The 17026-nt window shown below is 72.3% G+C and carries 13 protein-coding genes and 1 tRNA gene; 10 read left to right on the top strand and 4 right to left on the bottom strand.

From position 1 onward, the window contains the following. Positions 1–143: 143 nt before the first annotated feature. Together ACFV7Q_RS34400 and ACFV7Q_RS34395 are read right to left on the bottom strand one after the other, a co-directional pair. Positions 144–2843 (bottom strand): SUKH-4 family immunity protein, encoded by a 2700-nt coding sequence (locus tag ACFV7Q_RS34400; protein ID WP_385434752.1) that lies wholly within the window; start codon positions 2841–2843, stop codon positions 144–146. A gap of 7 nt (positions 2844–2850) precedes the next feature. Beyond that, the gene (locus ACFV7Q_RS34395) at positions 2851–3864 is read right to left on the bottom strand and encodes an SMI1/KNR4 family protein (RefSeq protein ID WP_385434750.1); all 1014 of its coding nucleotides are present in this window, start codon (positions 3862–3864) and stop codon (positions 2851–2853) included. 230 nt (positions 3865–4094) lie between these two features. On the opposite strand from ACFV7Q_RS34395, the gene ACFV7Q_RS34390 reads away from it, so the two are divergent. Continuing rightward, positions 4095–4643: a YwqJ-related putative deaminase gene (locus ACFV7Q_RS34390; protein ID WP_385434748.1), complete on the top strand. Its 549-nt coding sequence runs from the start codon at positions 4095–4097 to the stop codon at positions 4641–4643. Between the two features lie 11 nt (positions 4644–4654). After that, positions 4655–5167 carry an SUKH-3 domain-containing protein gene (locus ACFV7Q_RS34385; RefSeq protein WP_385434746.1) on the top strand — a complete coding sequence of 171 codons (513 nt, stop codon included), beginning with the start codon at positions 4655–4657 and terminating at the stop codon, positions 5165–5167. Positions 5168–5263: 96 nt separating this feature from the next. On the opposite strand, the gene ACFV7Q_RS34380 is transcribed toward ACFV7Q_RS34385, so the two are convergent. Beyond that, complete coding sequence (locus tag ACFV7Q_RS34380; RefSeq protein WP_385434744.1) at positions 5264–6574, bottom strand: sensor histidine kinase; 1311 nt, start codon at positions 6572–6574, stop codon at positions 5264–5266. A 195-nt stretch (positions 6575–6769) separates the two neighbouring features. On the opposite strand from ACFV7Q_RS34380, the gene ACFV7Q_RS34375 reads away from it, so the two are divergent. The 6 genes from ACFV7Q_RS34375 (at position 6770) to ACFV7Q_RS34350 (ending at position 11984) form a co-directional block, all read left to right on the top strand. Further along, positions 6770–6840 (top strand) — tRNA-Gln (locus ACFV7Q_RS34375). 109 nt (positions 6841–6949) lie between these two features. Continuing rightward, on the top strand, positions 6950–8398 hold the full coding sequence (gene glmU / locus ACFV7Q_RS34370) for a bifunctional UDP-N-acetylglucosamine diphosphorylase/glucosamine-1-phosphate N-acetyltransferase GlmU (protein ID WP_385434742.1): 1449 nt from the start codon (positions 6950–6952) through the stop codon (positions 8396–8398). A 145-nt stretch (positions 8399–8543) separates the two neighbouring features. Then, positions 8544–9521, top strand: a complete 978-nt coding sequence (locus ACFV7Q_RS34365) for a ribose-phosphate diphosphokinase (RefSeq protein WP_360630674.1) — start codon at positions 8544–8546, stop codon at positions 9519–9521. 217 nt (positions 9522–9738) lie between these two features. Continuing rightward, entirely contained in the window at positions 9739–10320 is a 582-nt protein-coding gene (locus ACFV7Q_RS34360) for a 50S ribosomal protein L25/general stress protein Ctc (RefSeq protein WP_385434740.1), read from the top strand. A 91-nt stretch (positions 10321–10411) separates the two neighbouring features. Continuing rightward, complete coding sequence (pth, locus tag ACFV7Q_RS34355) at positions 10412–11002, top strand: aminoacyl-tRNA hydrolase (protein WP_385434738.1); 591 nt, start codon at positions 10412–10414, stop codon at positions 11000–11002. 211 nt (positions 11003–11213) lie between these two features. Continuing rightward, positions 11214–11984: an LPXTG cell wall anchor domain-containing protein gene (locus tag ACFV7Q_RS34350; RefSeq protein ID WP_385434736.1), complete on the top strand. Its 771-nt coding sequence runs from the start codon at positions 11214–11216 to the stop codon at positions 11982–11984. A 106-nt stretch (positions 11985–12090) separates the two neighbouring features. On the opposite strand, the gene ppc is transcribed toward ACFV7Q_RS34350, so the two are convergent. Continuing rightward, positions 12091–14862 carry a phosphoenolpyruvate carboxylase gene (gene ppc, locus ACFV7Q_RS34345; RefSeq protein ID WP_385434734.1) on the bottom strand — a complete coding sequence of 924 codons (2772 nt, stop codon included), beginning with the start codon at positions 14860–14862 and terminating at the stop codon, positions 12091–12093. A gap of 400 nt (positions 14863–15262) precedes the next feature. Between ppc and ACFV7Q_RS34340 the strand changes: the two genes are divergently transcribed. Then, positions 15263–16282: an acyl-CoA desaturase gene (locus ACFV7Q_RS34340; protein ID WP_385434732.1), complete on the top strand. Its 1020-nt coding sequence runs from the start codon at positions 15263–15265 to the stop codon at positions 16280–16282. Beyond that, positions 16279–16953 (top strand): TetR/AcrR family transcriptional regulator, encoded by a 675-nt coding sequence (locus ACFV7Q_RS34335; RefSeq protein WP_179177022.1) that lies wholly within the window; start codon positions 16279–16281, stop codon positions 16951–16953. The genes ACFV7Q_RS34340 and ACFV7Q_RS34335 overlap by 4 nt, the downstream gene beginning before the upstream one ends. The last annotated feature ends 73 nt before the right edge of the window (positions 16954–17026 follow it).

Genomic DNA, 17026 nt, shown 5'->3' with positions numbered 1-17026 from the left:
GGCATCTGGGGTGCTCCCTTGGGGGGTGCGCCTCCCGGGGGTGTATTCCTTAAATTTTTGGTTTTTTGGCGCCAACACCCGTTTTGGCGGGGGCGGGCCCCCGGTTCCAGGGTCCCGGCCCGGCCACTGAACCGATCATCCGATCAGAGCAGTCCGTCCCACATCTGCTCCAGCAGTACGGACCACCAGCTCTCGGGCGAGTTCAGTGCCCCGGTGTCGAGACCGGCCAGATTGGCCTGGAAATCGACGGTCCAGCGGCCCGCCTGTTCCGGGGTCAGGTGTTGGCGCAGTCGCCACATGTGACCCAGCATCGCCAGCGACCGCACGAACTGGGGCAGGCTCGAGTTCACGAACTGCGGCGGCACCGGAGCTCCCCCCGGACCGCCCTCGACCGGGACGGCCACGATGTGCGCCGTCCCGTACTGCACGCACAGCGCCTTGCCGAAGTCGCTGCCGATGACCAGGTAGGAGCCCGCGTCCGACGCGGGCTGCACCTGCCGCTGCGCGGCGAGCTCGGCCAGTGTCGGGACCGGCTGACCCGGCACCGCCTGCGCCCAGAAGAACGGCCCGAAGTCGACGGGCAGACCCGCCCACACCAGGGTCTGCGCCACGATCTCGGGCACGCCCTGGCGGGACACCGCGCGCTGGTCGAAGCGGAACACGCCCTGCGGGCCGAACGCCCCGACCAGCTCCGAGCCGATGGCGTCGAGCGGGATCGCCGGCTGGAGCGGCACCTGCGGCAGCGGCGCCCGTACCGGCGCGGGGCGCGCCGGGCCGTCCGCCACCTGGTGCAGCTCGCCCTGGTGGGTCAGCAGGTGCCGCATGCCGGCCTGGCGTCCGGCGTGGTCCTTGCCGTACGGGGCCACGCTCGTGATCCGGACCTGCGGCCAGGTCTCCCGGATCATCCGGGCGCAGTAGCCGCCGGGCAGTTCGCACGACTCCAGTTCGGTGTGCAGCTCCAGCACCTGCTGCGGCGGCACGTTCATGGCGCGCAGCTCGTGCAGGATCTGCCACTCCGGGTGCGGGGTGCCGGGCGCCGAGCGGCGGATGATCTGCTGCTCGGAGCCGTCGGGGGCGCGGTAGCGGAGCACGGCCTGGTAGCCCGGGCCGACGGTGGGTACGCCGGAGGGCGCGGCGGCGGCCGGGCCGGGTCCGGGGGGCGCGGGCGGACCGCCGACCACGGCCGGGCCGGCCAGCATGGTCGCGGCGTGGTCGATGCCGTGCGGGGGCGTTCCGGGTGCGCCCGGGGCTCCGGGCGGGCCGGGGGGCGCGGGCGGCTGACCGGCGCCGGGTGCGCCGGGTGCGCCGGGTGGGCCGGGTGGGCCGGGAGGCGCCGGAGGACCACCCACCACGGCAGGGCCGGCCAGCATCGTCGCCGCATGGTCCAGCCCACGCCCCAACGACCCCGGAGCACCGGGCGGACCGGGAGGAGCCGGCGGCTGACCCACACCGGCACCGTTCGACCCACCCGGAACACCAGGCGGGCCAGGAGGCGCCGGAGGACCACCCACCACAGCGGGACCGGCCAACATCGTCGCCGCATGGTCCAGCCCACGCCCCAACGACCCCGGAGCACCGGGCGGACCGGGAGGAGCCGGCGGCTGACCCACACCGGCACCGTTCGACCCACCCGGAACACCAGGCGGGCCAGGAGGCGCCGGAGGACCACCCACCACAGCGGGACCGGCCAACATCGTCGCCGCATGGTCCAGCCCACGCCCCAACGACCCCGGAGCACCGGGCGGACCGGGAGGAGCCGGCGGCTGACCGGGCACAGCCGGAGCGGCGGGCGGCGCCGGCGGCGCGACGGGGGCCCTGTCCGTGGGCTCCTGGGCCAGCGCCTCCGCAGAGGCGGACGCGGGTCCGGTCGGAGGCGCGGGCGCGGTCGGAGGCGCGGGCGGCGCGGGCGGCACCGCGGGCGGCGCGACGGGGGCCCGGCCCGTGGCTTCCTGGGCGAGCGCTTCCGGGGAGCCGGGGGCGGGCACCGGCGGCGCTCCGGGTCCGAGGTCCACGGCGGGCACGATCGCCGTCTTGGGCAGCTGGCTGCCGCCCGCCATCAGCGTGGTCTTGGCCTCCGAGGAAGAGCCCGCGGACGCCCCGAGCTCCTCCAGGTCGGACCCGGACAGCGGCGGCGCGAACACGGTCGCCGGCAGCGCGACCGAGCCCTCGTCGGCACCCGGGTTCACGTCCGTCCCCGCCCACGGCGTCGCCCCGACGGGCACGCCGTCGTTCGCGGTCGGCTCGTACGGCACCTCTCGCCGCAGCGGGACCGGCTCCGGCTCCGGCACGGGCGCGGTCGACGGCACGGCCGGCACCGACCCGGCGGCCCCGTCCGCGGCGGCGGCAGCCGGAGCCGGAGCCGCGGACTCTGCGCCCGCGCCCGAACCCGGCACGCCCGTACCCGGCACGCCCGCGCCCGACGCGTCCGCGCCGGGCGCCGCCGAACCCGAAGACCCCGGTCCGCCCGGGATCCCCGCCCGGTCCGCGGCCTCCTGCAGCCACTCGGGCGGGCTCAGCATGAACGACGTCTGCTCCGAGTCGATCCGCGGCGACGGCACCGAGGCCTCCGCCGCCGGCGCGGCTGCGGCTCCGTACTCCTCCTCGTACCGGCGGATCACCTCACCCACCGGCAGGCCCGGCCACAGCGTGACTTCGCCGCTGTCCCGAGCGATGACCAGCCGTTGCCGGCCGCCCCCCGACACCGGGCCACCCGGGCGGTCCTCCGCCCACACCACGAAGCCGAGCCCGAACTCCCGCACCCGCACTTCGCGGTGCTGGTACGGGGGCACGTCCCCGTTGATCCATTCCTCGGCACGCTCCTGCGCCTGCGCAAACGTCACCATCGCGCTGTCATCCCTCCACCGGTGCCGCACCCGGCACCGGAACCGGCTCCTCCACGGGAACCGAGCGTGCGAATCCGCCGTCCACCATCAGACCGGCGACCGTCTCCAACTCCGGCGGATTTCCGGCCAGTCGTTCGAGAAAGGCATCGAAATCGGCACCGCACGGCAGCAACAGGCGCTCCACGCGCTCCTGGACGGACCAGCCGTCCCGGTCGCGCCCGTCGTCGTACGGGGAGAACCAGACGGAGCCGATGCCCTCGCCCTTCACCTTCACCGCGAGCAGCCCGCCCTGCACGAACGCCACGCACAGGTAGTCCTTCGTCAGGTGGTCGCGCAGACACTTGTTGACGTACAGCAGGTCGTTGACCGCCGCCTCCTCACGCACCGTGAAGAACGGCTGGTCCACCAGCACGCCCAGCTCCACGTCCAGCCCGACGCCCGCCGGCGCGCAGCCGCCCGCCGCCTTCAGGAACGAGCGGTACGCCTCCGGCAGCCGGTACCCGAGGTCCTCCTCGATCCCCTGCACCTGCTGCTCCGACACCGACACCACCGACTTCGGCAGCCGCATGTGCGCCGGCCGCACTTCCTGGAGCGGCCGCGTCCCCCGCTGGTCGTGGTTGACCGGTGCCGTCGCCAGCCCTGCGTGGTGCCGCAGCAACGCCTTCACCTCGACCGGAACCAGCTCCATCCGCCGTGTCCCCGCCACGTGGTGCCAGGTCCAGCCGTGCGGGGTCGCCACCGGTCCGACCGTGTCCCACAGCGGGTGGCCGGCCGCGCGCATCGCCGCGTTCGCGGACACGTAGTCCGTCAGCCGCAGTTCGTCCACGCCGAACCCCTCGGGCGGCTCGGCGATCTCCACCGCCGCCCGCGCGTACGCGGAGAAGTCGGGATGTCCCTGCGCGCCCATCCGCACGCCGCGGGGATGCCGAGCGGCCCGGACCGGGTCCGGGAAATGCACGACCTGCCCCGAGTACGCGGCGTTGGGTGGCGCGGCGTCCTGGCCGAGCCGACCTGTCGTCATGGCGGTAGCCCCCTGCTGGATCTGGCTGGTTCACCACAGCCTATGTGCTCCGGCAAGAGCGGCACCCGCCCCCGAGCCGCGCACCCACCCGACGGCCAGGAACATCCGAATTGATACGAATATTCGACCCCCGTTCCACACCGCCGGGGACATTTGACAGGCTGTCCCCAGAGCACGGGGGCGTGCGCGACAGCGGCCATCACCGCAGCCACGGGAGGGAAGACGCGACCATGCAGAACACGGCAACACGCACGACGGCAGCCGACACCGGACCGGAAGCCGCCGGCCCCGCCTCGGACCCGCGCCTGCGCTGGAGCTCGGCGGGCGGCCACTCGGCCGTGCCCGTACCCCGCTTCCGCCGCGACGGCATCCTCCCCACCGTCGCCGCCGCCCTCTCCGTGCGCGGCGAAACCCTGACCGGCACCGCGGGCAAGGCCGACCAGCCGCCCACCCTCCACCCGCTCGTCCAGGACTTCCTCGACACGCTCACCAGTAGCCAACGCGAGCGGTTCACCGGCCGCTGTCCCGAGGCGATACTCCTCTCCCGGCACCTCACCGCCGCGGAGCAGGCCCGCAGCAAGCGCGCCTCCCGCAAGCCCCTCACCGCCAACGAAGCGCGCCGCTCCCTCAAGCACGCCAAGATCACCGCCCGTCGCATCCGCGAGGACGGCGACCCCCTCCACGGCAGTTACGCACCTCCCTGCCGCTCCTGCGAGGCCCTCCTCGCCCACTTCGGTGTGCGACCCGTCGACCTCACACCCGCCTCCGAGAGGGCCTGACCCCCGTCACCATGACCACCTCCTCCGCCTCCTACGACCGCTCCTCGGCCACCCGTTTCCCCGCGGCCGTGGACACCGCCCTGCGCACCGCCGGCTGGGAGCCCGGTCGCTGGGACATCAAGCAGGCCGAGTACTGGGCCGACGCGCTCCGGGACCACACCACACCCGCCGGACACCGGCACAGCGTCTTCCCCGCCGCCGTCGAGGCCTGGGCGGAATTCGGCGGCCTCGCGGTCACCGCCCCCGGGCCGGGCCGCCAGATAGCGCCCGTCCCCGTACGCCTGGACCCCCTGACCGGCCTGCACCTGGCCCGTACCTTCGCCGACCTCGGGCGCGCCCTGTCCACCCAGCTCTGTCCGCTCGGCGTCGACTCCGACGGCGCGTCCCACCTCGCCATCGACCGCGAGGGCCGGGTCTACGCCATCGACCACACCGGCGACTGGTACCTCGGTTCCGGCATGGAGGAGGCCCTGACCCTCCTCCTGACCGGCCTGCAGCCGGCGCGCCTCACCGTCGCCCACTGACCCGCCCGTCCCGGTGCACCGGATGCGCCGGGACCCGGCCCGTGGTCCGACCGGGGGGGCTGGCCGGGCCGCGGCCGGGCCCGCCGGAGCCGGCCGCTACCCCTGTGGGGCCGCGCCCGGCAGCACCGCCGACACCCGGAAGCCGCCGGCGTCCGTCGGACCGGACACGAACACCCCGCCGAGCCCGAGCACCCGCTCCCGCATCCCGACCAGCCCGTTCCCGCCGCTGGGCAGCTCGGGCCGCGCCACGTCGGCCGCACCGGGCCCGTTCTCCACCTGCATGGCCACCTCGCCGTCCCGGTGGGCCAGCCGCACCACGACCTTCGCGCCCGGCGCGTGCTTGTGGCAGTTCGTGAGCGCCTCCTGCACCACCCGGTACGCCGTCTGCTCCACCTCGGCGGGATACGCGCCCCCCGCGCCCCGGACGTCCAGGTCCACGACCATCCCCGCCGCCCGGGACTGCCCGATCAGCGCCTCCAGCTCCGCCAGCGTCGGCCCGTCCTCCGGACCCGCCGCCGGGGCGACCGCCACGGCGACCGCCACGGCCGCCGTTGCGGGCTCCGCAGCCATCCCGGCCCCCGCCGGTTTCGCCGGCACCGGCGCCCGCAGCACCCCGAGCATCTCCCGCAGCTCCGTCAGTGCCTGCCGGCCCATGTCGCCCACCAGCGCCGCGTTGCGCGCCGCCTTCACCGGGTCCTTGGCCGCCACGGCCTGCAACGCCGCCGCGTGCACCACCATCAGCGACACCCGGTGCGCCACCACGTCGTGCATCTCCCGGGCGATCCGGGTCCGTTCTTCCCGGCGGGCCCACTCGGCCCGTTCCTCCGCCCGCTCCGCCAGCAGCAGCAGCTCCCGCTCCAGCGAGTCCGCCCGCTCCTGCAGGCTCTCCATCAGCCGGCGCCGCGCCCCCATGTACAGGCCGAGCAGGACCGGCACCACGTTCAGTGCGACCGCCAGGACGCCGGAGAGCACGAGGACCACGCCGTGCGTGGCGCCGACGCCCCCGCTGGTGCGCACGTACATCACGATGAACGTGGCCACCAGCGCCAGTACGGTCAGCGTCGAGGTGATCCTGCGGGGCACTTCGCTGGCGGCGAGCGTGTACAGCCCGACCACGCTGAGCACCATGCCCATGGCCGCCGGCGCCACGGCGATCCCGACGAGGACCACGGCGACCGGCCAGCGCCGCCGCAGCAGCACCACGGACCCCACCAGCACGCCGAACAGCACCCCCAGTGCGGTCGGAATGCCGGTTTCGTGTGCGAAGGCCACCCCCTCGGCGGCGCACTCCGCTGCCGACACCGCCGCGATCCCCCCGTCGAGCACCGCGTACCGCGGCCGCTCCCACCACAGGGGCCCGGGCCCGTCCCGGCCGGCCCCGCCCTGCAATTCCCCCGTACTGGTCATGCCGCCCAGCCTACGCAGCGGCCCCGGCCCGGCTGCGACCGGAATTCCCCCACCGGTGGCGACCACGGAGTTGCTTGATCGTCCGCATGTCGCCGTTCGCGACTTGTACCGTCGCATTGAAGGCACTTGGTGCGGCATAGTGGGGTCCGTCGGTTCAACCGAAGGACCAAATGTCCAATTTGGTCAGCTTTACCATCCCCTGTGGTGTAATGGCAGCACTGAGGTTTTTGGTACCTTATGTCCGGGTTCGAATCCTGGCAGGGGAGCTGTGCGGGTTCGGGCCCTGACCGGAAGGTCAGGGCCCGCCCTCGTTTACGGCCCCTGACCCCCCGGTATCCTTCGGGAGTCCACCACCCGAAGCCGAAGGGCACACCCGTGAGCGCCAACCGCCCGGCAGCCGTCGTCGTACTCGCAGCGGGTGAGGGCACCCGCATGAAGTCGGCCACTCCCAAGGTCCTGCACGAGATCTGCGGGCGGTCGCTCGTGGGGCACGTCGTCGCCGCCTCGCGCGAGCTCGACCCCGAGCACCTCGTGGTCGTCGTCGGCCACGCCCGCGAGCAGGTCGCCGCGCACCTCGCCGACGTCGACGCCGGCGTCCGCACGGCCGTCCAGTACGAGCAGAACGGCACCGGGCACGCCGTCCGCATGGCGCTCCAGGAGCTCGGCGGGACCGTCGAGGGGACCGTGGTCGTGGTCTGCGGCGACACCCCGCTGCTGACCGGCGAGACCCTGTCGGCCCTGGTCGCGACCCACGGCGCCGACGGCAACGCCGTCACCGTCCTGACCGCCGAGGTCCCGGACTCCACCGGCTACGGGCGCATCGTCCGCGACGCGGAGACCGGCGCGGTCACCGCGATCGTCGAGCACAAGGACGCCACCGACGAACAGCGTGCGATCCGTGAGATCAACTCCGGGGTGTTCGCGTTCGACGGTGCGCTGCTGGCCGAAGCGCTGGGCAAGGTGCGGACGGACAACAGCCAGGGCGAGGAGTACCTCACCGATGTGCTGGGGATCCTGCGGGAGGCCGGCCACCGCGTGGGGGCGTCCGTGGGCAGTGACCACCGCCAGATCCTGGGCATCAACAACCGGGTGCAGCTGGCCGAGGCGCGGGCGCTGCTGAACGCGCGACTGCTGGAGCGGGCGATGCTCGCGGGCGTGACGGTCGTGGACCCGGCGAGTACGTTCGTGGACGTGACCGTGACGTTCGGGCAGGACGCGCTCGTGCACCCGGGTACGCAGCTGCTCGGCTCGACGCACGTCGCGGAGGGTGCCGAGGTCGGTCCGAACACGCGGCTGAAGGACACGCAGGTGGGTCCGGGGGCGCGGGTGGACAACACCGTGGCGGACTCCGCTGTGATCGGCGAGTCGGCGTCGGTGGGCCCGTACGCGTACCTGCGGCCGGGCACGAACCTCGGCGTGAAGGCGAAGGCCGGTACGTACGTGGAGATGAAGAACGCGACGATCGGCGAGGGGACGAAGGTCCCGCACCTGTCCTACGTGGGCGACGCGACGATCGGCGAGTACACGAACATCGGTGCGGCGAGCGTGTTCGTGAACTACGACGGTGAGCACAAGCACCACACCACGGTCGGCTCACATTGCAAGACGGGCTCGGACAACATGTTTGTGGCGCCCGTCACGATCGGGGACGGCGCCTACACGGCGGCCGGGTCCGTGATCACGAAGGATGTGCCGCCCGGCGCGCTGGCCGTTGCACGAGGCCAGCAGCGGAATATCGAGGGCTGGGTGGCCCGCAAGCGTCCGGGGAGTGCTGCTGCGTCGGCGGCGCAGTCGGCGGCCCGGGACGACTCCCCGGAGGACTGAGCAAGCCTTCCGGGTGAACTGTCCGGAAACAGGTACGTCGGAGACGGCGTACCGTGATAGTGCACGCAATTCGGCTGGCTCACCGTGTGCGGGACGGACGCACGCGGGGGCGAGCAGCTTTCAACACGTCTGAGGAGACTGTGCTGTGACCGGGATCAAGACGACCGGCGAGAAGAAGCTGATGCTCTTCTCCGGCCGCGCCCACCCCGAGCTGGCCGAGGAGGTTGCGCACCAGCTGGGCGTCCAGCTCGTGCCGACCAAGGCTTTCGACTTCGCCAACGGTGAGATCTACGTCCGCTTCCAGGAGTCGGCGCGCGGTGCGGACTGCTTCCTGATCCAGAGCCACACGGCTCCGATCAACAAGTGGGTCATGGAGCAGCTGATCATGCTGGACGCGCTGAAGCGTGCGTCGGCCCGCTCGATCACGGTGATCATCCCGTCGTACGGGTACGCCCGCCAGGACAAGAAGCACAAGGGTCGTGAGCCGATCTCGGCGCGCCTGGTGGCGGACCTGCTGAAGACGGCGGGCGCCGACCGGATCCTGACGGTCGACCTGCACACCGACCAGATCCAGGGCTTCTTCGACGGCCCGGTGGACCACCTGTCGGCCCTTCCGGTCCTCGCGGACTACGTGGGCGCCAAGGTGGACCGCACCAAGCTGACGATCGTCTCCCCGGACGCGGGCCGTGTGCGCGTGGCCGACCGTTGGTGCGACCGTCTGGACGCGCCGCTGGCGATCGTGCACAAGCGCCGCGACAAGGACGTCGCCAACCAGGTGACCGTGCACGAGGTCGTCGGTGAGGTCCGGGGCCGGGTCTGCGTCCTGGTCGACGACATGATCGACACGGGTGGCACGATCTGCGCCGCGGCCGAGGCGCTGTTCGCGCACGGCGCTGAGGACGTCATCGTGACGGCCACGCACGGCATCCTGTCCGGCCCCGCGGCGGACCGCCTGAAGAACTCCAAGGTGAGCGAGTTCGTGTTCACGAACACGCTGCCGGACCCGTCCGACCTGGAGCTCGACAAGATCACGGTGCTGTCGATCGCCCCGACGATCGCGCGCGCTGTGCGCGAGGTGTTCGAGGACGGTTCGGTGACGAGCCTCTTCGAGGAGCAGCAGTAAGGATCGGGTAGCCCCGCGGCAGGTCCTGCCGCGGGGCCCGCGGTAGATCCTTTTGGGTGCGGCCTCCCCGCCGGGTAGACTCGACGAGTTGCTCGGCGAGGGAGGCCGCGCCTTTTTCGTGAAGGTGCCGGGACTCCGTTATCGACGCGCTCTTCGTAGCAGGCCGTTTCGTGGCCGGGTGACCGTTGTCCATTTCCGTCACCCACGAGGAGTGATCATGTCCGAGGTCAAGCTCTCCGCTGAGATCCGCACCGTGTTCGGCAAGGGTGCCGCCCGCGCCACCCGCCGCAACAAGCAGATCCCCGCGGTCATCTACGGTCACGGCGAGGCCCCGAAGCACGTCTCCGTCGAGGGCCACGCCCTGACCATGGCGCTGAAGACCCCGAACGTCCTGATCTCCCTGGACATCGCGGGCGCCGGCACCGAGCTGGTCATCCCGAAGGCCGTCCAGAAGGACCCGATCAAGCGCACCGTCGACCACGTCGACTTCCTCGCCGTGAAGAAGGGCGAGAAGGTCACGGTCGAGGTTCCGGTCCAGGCCGAGGGTGAGCTGGCCGCCGGCGGCAACCTGCTGGAGCACGTCCTGGCCACCGTGTCGGTCGAGGCCGAGGCCACCCACCTGCCCGAGTCCCTGACGGTGTCCGTCGAGGGCCTGGAGGCCGGTGCGTCCGTGCACGCCAAGGACATCGCCCTGCCGTCGGGCGTCACCCTGGCGACCGAGGCCGACGCGGTCGTCCTGCAGGTCGTCGCGGCGCAGGTCGAGGCGCCGGCCGCCGAGGCGGAGGGCGCCGAGGCCTGAGCCTCGCCGTTCCCTTGTCGCTGATGCTGAACGACCGCCGTTCTGTTCCACTGGAGCAGGACGGCGGTCGTCCACGTTAAGGAGCTTTGTGATGTCGGACGACGCGGCGCCCTGGCTGATCGTCGGCCTGGGGAATCCCGGGGCGGAGTACGCGGGCAACCGCCACAACATCGGGTTCATGGTGGTCGACCTGCTGGCCGACCGCATCCGGGGGAAGTTCAAGGCGCACAAGGCGCGGGCGCAGGTGGTGGAGGGACGGATCGGGCCTCCCGGGCCGGCGAACCGGCGGGTGGTGCTGGCGAAGCCGATGTCCTTCATGAACCTGTCGGGGGGTCCGGTGACGGCTCTGCGGGACTTCTACAAGGTGCCGGTGGACCGGATCGTCGCGGTCCACGACGAGCTGGACATCGATTACCCGACGCTGCGTCTGAAGCTGGGCGGCGGGGACAACGGGCACAACGGCCTGAAGTCGATGACGAAGGCGATGGGGGCGGAGTACCACCGGGTGCGGTGCGGGATCGGGCGTCCGCCGGGGCGGATGCAGGTGGCCGATTTCGTGCTGAAGGACTTCTCCTCCACGGAGCGCAAGGAGCTGGACTGGTTCGTGGACCGGGCGGCGGACGCGGTGGAGTGCTTGATCAGCGAGGGTCTGGAGCGGGCGCAGTCCGCGTACAACTCCTGACGGTTTCCTGGGGATTTCGCCCGGTTCACCAGGGGGCGGGGGTCTGTGGGGCGACCTCCGCTCACCGATCGTTACTGCGGACATAAGGTGCTCGGCACACCAACTCCGTGCGAATGCTGACGACTGCCTCTTGACCCGGGCGTGCCGTGCTCAGCATGCTGGGCCGCCACCTCCCACGGCACGCGTCCCTCATATGCGCCAGAGGTATCCCATGCCCATATCCCACAAGCGCTGGGCGGCGGCAGCGGTTCCCGCTGCTGCCTCCCTGCTGCTCGTCGCCGGTGCGGCCCCGGCCTTCGCCGACGGTTCGTACACGGTCCCGATCCACCAGCAGCTTCCGCTGACGGCCACCTCCCAGGGGGTGTCGAACGAGAAGCAGTGCGCGGACATCCCGTCCTCGCAGGACGGCTGGCACTTCGTGCTGCCGGGCAATTCGACGACGTTCGTGAAGCTGAAGGTGACCTTCGAGCCGGGTGGCGAGAAGGTCGTGACGGTGTTCGGCCCGCCCACGGAGAAGCACGCGTACGTGGCGTCCGCGCCGGGTGCGAAGCTGACGGCCGCTTCGGCGGAGGTCAAGGGTGGCTCGGTCGACTGGTTCAACCTGTCGCACACCTGCCCGGCTTCGACGAAGCCGTCGTCGTCCCCGTCCGGTTCGCCCTCGGGCAGCCCGTCCGGTTCGCCGTCCGGCAGCCCGTCCTCGTCCCCGTCCGGCTCTCCGTCGGGTTCGCCGTCCGGTTCCCCGTCGGGCAGCCCGTCGACGTCCCCGTCCGGCTCCGCGTCGGGCTCCCCGTCCGGTTCCCCGTCTCCGTCGGGGTCCTCGTCCGCGCCGGCGACCGGCGGTTCGACGGCCGGTACGGGCGGCGGTCTGGCGAGCACGGGCTCGGACGCCCCGGTCGGCCTGATCGCGACCGTGGCCGGTCTGATGGTCGCCGCCGGCGCCGTGCTGGTGGTGCGCCGCCGCAAGGCCGGTGCCGAGGGCTGAGGTCCTCGTGAGCCGGGGGCCGCGTGCCCCCGGTGAATACGGCGGGGCCCCCGCACCGTGACGGTGCGGGGGCCCTGTCGTGCGTACGGGCGGCTGCGCCGCCGGGTCAACCGGTGTTGCGCAGGCCGGCGGCGACGCCGTTGACGCTGAGGAGCAGGGCGCGGGAGAGGACCGGGTCGGGTTCCTCGCCGCGGGCGGCGGCGGCGCGCTGACGGGCCAGCAGGGAGACCTGGAGGTAGGAGATGGGGTCCAGGTAGGCGTCGCGGACCGCGAAGGTCTGCTGGAGGACGGGCTGGGAGTCGAGGAGGCGTTCGCCGCCGGTGATGCGCAGCACTTCGCGGACGGTGAGCTCGTGTTCGGCGCGGATGCGGTCGAAGACGTGCTTGAGTTCGTCGGGGACGAGGGTGTCGACGTAGTGGCGGGCGATCCGCAGGTCCGTCTTGGCGAGGGTCATCTCGACGTTGGACAGGAAGTTGCGGAAGAAGTGCCAGCGTTCGCCCATCTCGCCGAGGACGTCGTCCTGGCCGGCCTCGCGGAGGGCCTTGAGGCCGGAGCCGACGCCGTACCAACCGGGGACGATCTGGCGGGACTGGGTCCAGCCGAACACCCACGGGATGGCGCGGAGGCCGTCGAGGCCGGCGCCGGAATCGGGGCGGCGGGAGGGGCGGGAACCCAGGTGCAGGTCGGCGAGCTGGTCGACCGGGGTGGAGGCGAAGAAGTAGGCCGGCAGGTCCGGGTCCTCGACGAGGGCCCGGTAGGCGGCGTGGGCGGCGTCGGAGGCGATGTCCATCGCCGCGTCCCAGCGGGCGAGGTCGTCGTCGGACTGGCGGGGTGCGGTGTGCAGGGCGGAGGCCTGCAGGGTGGCCGCGACGGTGAGTTCGAGGTTCTCCCGCGCCAGGGACGGGACGAGGTACTTGTCGGAGATGACCTCGCCCTGCTCGGTGACCTTGATCTCGCCTTCCAGGGTGCCCCACGGCTGGGCGAGGATCGCGTCGTGGGAGGGGCCGCCGCCCCGGCCGACGGTGCCGCCGCGGCCGTGGAAGAGGCGCAGGCGTACGCCGTAGCGGTGGGCGACGTCGCGCAGGCGGCGCTGGGCCCGGTGGATCTCCCACTGGCTGGTGGTGATGCCGCCGAACTTGGAGGAGTCGGAGTAGCCGAGCATGACCTCCTGGACGTCGCCGCGGAGGGATACCAGGCGCCGGTAGGAGGGGTCGGCGAGCATCTCGTCGAGGATGACGTCGGCGGCGCGCAGCTCGTCGGTGGTCTCCAGGAGCGGCACGATGCCGATCTTGGCCCAGCCGGCGTGGAGGTCGACGAGGCCGGCCTCGCGGGCGAGTACGGCCGCGGCGAAGACGTCGTCGGCGCCCTGGCACATGGAGATGATGTAGGACTCGATGACCTCGGGCCCGAACTTCTCGAAGGCGTCCTTGACGGTGAGGAAGACGCCGAGGGTCTTCTGGCCGGCCGCGTCGAGGGGGGCCGGGGTGGGGGCGAGGGGGCGGCGGGAGCGGAGCTCCTTGGCGAGCAGCTTCTGCCGGTACTCGCGGGGCATGTCGGCGTAGCGCCAGGACTCTTCGCCGAGGCGGTCGAAGAGCTGCCCGAGGGCGTGGTGGTGGGCGTCGGCGTGCTCGCGGACGTCCATGGTGGCGAGCTGGAGGCCGAAGGCGGCGAGGGTGCGGATGGTGCGGTCCATGCGGCCGTCGGCGAAGAGGCCGCCGCGGTGCTCGCGCAGGGAGGTCTGGATGAGGGTGAGGTCCGTGAGGAGCTCGGCGGTGCCGAGGTAGTCGCGGCCCTCCTCGTGGGGGGTGCCCTTGGCGAGGCGCTCGCGGGTGTTGAGGAGCTTCTGCCGGATGCAGGTGACCTTGAGCCGGTAGGGCTCCTCCGCGTTGAGCCGCTTGTAGCGGGGGCTGATCTCGGGGAGGCGTTCGAGGTCGGCCTGGAGGGAGGAGAGGAGTTCCTCGGTGGCCCCGGTGTACCGGATGGAGTTGGACAGCAGGCTGCGCAGGAAGTCGACGAGTTCCAGGGCGTCGGTGATGCCGTGCTCGTGCTGGAGGATCAGCACCTCGCGGGTGACGTCGGGGGTGACGTTGGGGTTGCCGTCGCGGTCGCCGCCGATCCAGGTGCCGAAGGTGAGGGGGCGGGTGCCGGGGGGCAGTTCGATGCCGACCCGCTGGAGTTCGGCGGCGAGGTCCTCCAGGACGTCGCCGACGGCGCCGGCGTGGAGCTCGTCGAGGTAGTAGATGGCGTTGCGGGCCTCGTCGGCCGGCTCGGGGCGGACGACGCGGAGCTCGTCCGTCTGCCAGACGAGGTCGATGTTCTCGGCGAGGCGGAGGTCCTGGCGGCGGCGGTCTCCGGAGCCGGCGGCGGTCTCCTCCAGGAGGGCCGCGATACGGCGCAGCTTGTTCAGGACGCTGCGGCGGGCGGCCTCGGTCGGGTGGGCGGTGAAGACCGGGCGGACGTTGAGGTTGCGCACGGTCTCGCGCAGGTGCTCGGGGTCGGCGTCCTTGAGCATGTCCGCGGTGCGGGCGAGGAGCCCGCCCTCGGCGGCCCGGTGGGCGCGGAGCTCGCGGCCGCGGTGCACCTGCTCGGTGACGTTCGCGAGGTGGAAGTAGGTGGAGAAGGCGCGCACCAGCTTGGCGGCGGTCTCCAGGTCGGTGTCGCCGAGGAGGGCGGCGGCGGCCTCGCCGTCGGTGCGGGTGAGGGCACGGACGCGCTCGACGAGGTCGAGGAGTTCTCGACCTTCCTGGCGGACGATGGTCTCGCCGAGGAGGTCGCCGAGGCGGCGGATGTCCGCGCGAAGCTCGGCGTTGACGGCGGCGACGGCGGACGGGGCCCGGCCCGGGGTGTGGGCGGTGGAGGCCTGGTCGGCACTGCTCACAGGTGCGGCTCCTTGCAGTGGTCGAGCGCTACGGGGAGGTGGGCTCCGGCGTGCGCGCGTGCTGGCACTGCCGCCCGGCTCGGTGTCCGTTCCGTTGCGGGGGAGTCCCTCTGCGGCGCAGCTCGGCTGCCCGTGCGGACCGCGCTGTCCGACGACACCAGGATAGGTGTCCGGGCCTCGTGCCTCGGTAAACGTCTCGACAGGCGGGCGCCGTGCGCCGTGCGGGGTGTACCTGCGGGTGCGGGCGCGGCGTGCGGGGTGCGCCCACGGGTGCGCCGTGCCGTGTTGTGGCGCTCCTCTTGTAGGGGGGCCGCGCTTTGCCATACTGAACTTACGTTGCCGTAGGTTACGCATCCGTAGCCGGGGTGCCGCCTTCTCCCTCTTCCTTCAGGGGACGCCCATGACCACCGGTCCCGATCTGATCGAGGGCGTGTCCTCGCCCTCGGATCCGCCGTCCGATCCGTCCTCCCCCTCCTCGCCGCCCGGTCCGCCGCTGCCGTCCGCGACCCGCGGCGGGGAACACAAGCGGTCGATCGAGCAGGTCGCGCTGCTGCTGTTCATCACGGTCCCGTTCCTGGCGCTGCTGGCCGCGGTGCCGCTGGCCTGGGGGTGGGGGGTGAGCTGGCTGGACCTCGGCCTGATGGCGGCCATGTACTTCGTGACCTGTCACGGGATCACGGTGGGCTTCCACCGCCATTTCACGCACGGCTCCTTCAAGGCGAAGCGGCCGCTGCGGATCGTGCTGGCGGTGCTCGGGTCGATGGCGGTGGAGGGGCCGCTGGTGCGTTGGGTGGCCGACCACCGCAGGCACCACCGGTTCTCCGACCAGGAGGGCGACCCGCATTCGCCGTGGCGGTTCGGGGAGAGCGTGCCGGCGCTGCTGAAGGGCTTGTGGTGGGCGCACGTCGGCTGGCTGTTCGACACGGAGCAGACCGACCAGCGGAAGTACGCCCCCGATCTGATCAAGGATCCGGCGCTGCGGCGGATCTCGCGGGACTTCGTGTTCTGGACGGTGGTGTCGCTGGCGGTTCCGCCGCTGGTCGGCGGTGTGGTGACCATGTCGTGGTGGGGTGCGTTCACGGCGTTCTTCTGGGGTTCCCTGGTACGGGTGGCGCTGCTGCACCATGTGACGTGGTCGATCAATTCGATCTGCCATGCGGTGGGCAGGCGACCGTTCCGTTCCCGGGACCGGTCGGGGAACGTGTGGTGGCTGGCGGTCCTGTCGTGCGGGGAGTCGTGGCACAACCTGCACCACGCGGACCCGACGTCGGCCCGGCACGGTGTGCTGCGCGGACAGGTGGATTCCAGTGCCCGGCTGATCCGCTGGTTCGAGCTGGCGGGCTGGGCGACGGACGTGCGTTGGCCGTCCGGGGCCCGTATCGACGCCCGACGCAGGGAAAACGCGTCGCACGCGGCATGATGGGGGGCGTGGCGATCGACGGCAGCACTTCCAGCAGCGACAAGCCCAGGCGTGGTCGCCGGGTTCGGATGACGGGCGCGGAGCGGCGCCAGCAACTGCTGGACATCGGCCGGGCCCTGTTCGCCGAGAAGGGTTTCGAGGGCACCTCGGTGGAGGAGATCGCGGCCAAGGCCGGGGTGTCCAAGCCGGTGGTGTACGAGCACTTCGGCGGCAAGGAGGGCCTGTACGCGGTCGTGGTGGACCGGGAGATGCGGCAGCTGCTCGACATGGTGACGGGTGCGTTGACGGCAGGTCATCCGCGGGAGCTGTTGGAGCAGGCGGCGTTCGCCCTGCTGGACTACATCGAGTCCTATACGGACGGTTTCCGGATCTTGGTGCGCGATTCGCCGGTGGCCCAGTCGACGGGCACGTTCGCGTCGCTGATCAGCGATATCGCCACGCAGGTCGAGGACATCCTGGGCCTGGAGTTCAAGGCGCGGGGCTTCGACCCGAAGCTGGCCCCGCTGTACGCGCAGGCGCTGGTCGGGATGGTGGCTCTGACCGGGCAGTGGTGGCTGGACGTCCGGCGACCGAAGAAGGCGGAGGTCGCGGCGCACCTGGTGAACCTGGCCTGGCACGGGCTGGACGGGCTGGAGTCCAAGCCGCGGCTGGTGGGCCACCGCAAGAGCTGAGGGCCCCGCGGGTTCCGACGGGAGCCCTGCGGGGGTATGGCGGCGCCCCGCCACCGCGGCTGCGGTGGCGGGG

The organism is Streptomyces sp. NPDC059851, assembly GCF_042732005.1.
Taxonomy (GTDB): domain Bacteria; phylum Actinomycetota; class Actinomycetes; order Streptomycetales; family Streptomycetaceae; genus Streptomyces.
Note: the sequence above shows the minus strand (reverse complement) of the source record. Positions and strands in the feature narration are given on the sequence as shown.

Coding starts and splice junctions, on each gene's coding strand:
- ACFV7Q_RS34400 (WP_385434752.1), bottom strand. CDS start 2,843: ATGGTGACGTTTGCGCAGGCGCAGGAGCGTGCCGAGGAATGGATCAAC.
- ACFV7Q_RS34395 (WP_385434750.1), bottom strand. CDS start 3,864: ATGACGACAGGTCGGCTCGGCCAGGACGCCGCGCCACCCAACGCCGCG.
- ACFV7Q_RS34390 (WP_385434748.1), top strand. CDS start 4,095: ATGCAGAACACGGCAACACGCACGACGGCAGCCGACACCGGACCGGAA.
- ACFV7Q_RS34385 (WP_385434746.1), top strand. CDS start 4,655: ATGACCACCTCCTCCGCCTCCTACGACCGCTCCTCGGCCACCCGTTTC.
- ACFV7Q_RS34380 (WP_385434744.1), bottom strand. CDS start 6,574: ATGACCAGTACGGGGGAATTGCAGGGCGGGGCCGGCCGGGACGGGCCC.
- ACFV7Q_RS34360 (WP_385434740.1), top strand. CDS start 9,739: ATGTCCGAGGTCAAGCTCTCCGCTGAGATCCGCACCGTGTTCGGCAAG.
- pth (WP_385434738.1), top strand. CDS start 10,412: ATGTCGGACGACGCGGCGCCCTGGCTGATCGTCGGCCTGGGGAATCCC.
- ACFV7Q_RS34350 (WP_385434736.1), top strand. CDS start 11,214: ATGCCCATATCCCACAAGCGCTGGGCGGCGGCAGCGGTTCCCGCTGCT.
- ACFV7Q_RS34340 (WP_385434732.1), top strand. CDS start 15,263: ATGACCACCGGTCCCGATCTGATCGAGGGCGTGTCCTCGCCCTCGGAT.
- ACFV7Q_RS34335 (WP_179177022.1), top strand. CDS start 16,279: ATGATGGGGGGCGTGGCGATCGACGGCAGCACTTCCAGCAGCGACAAG.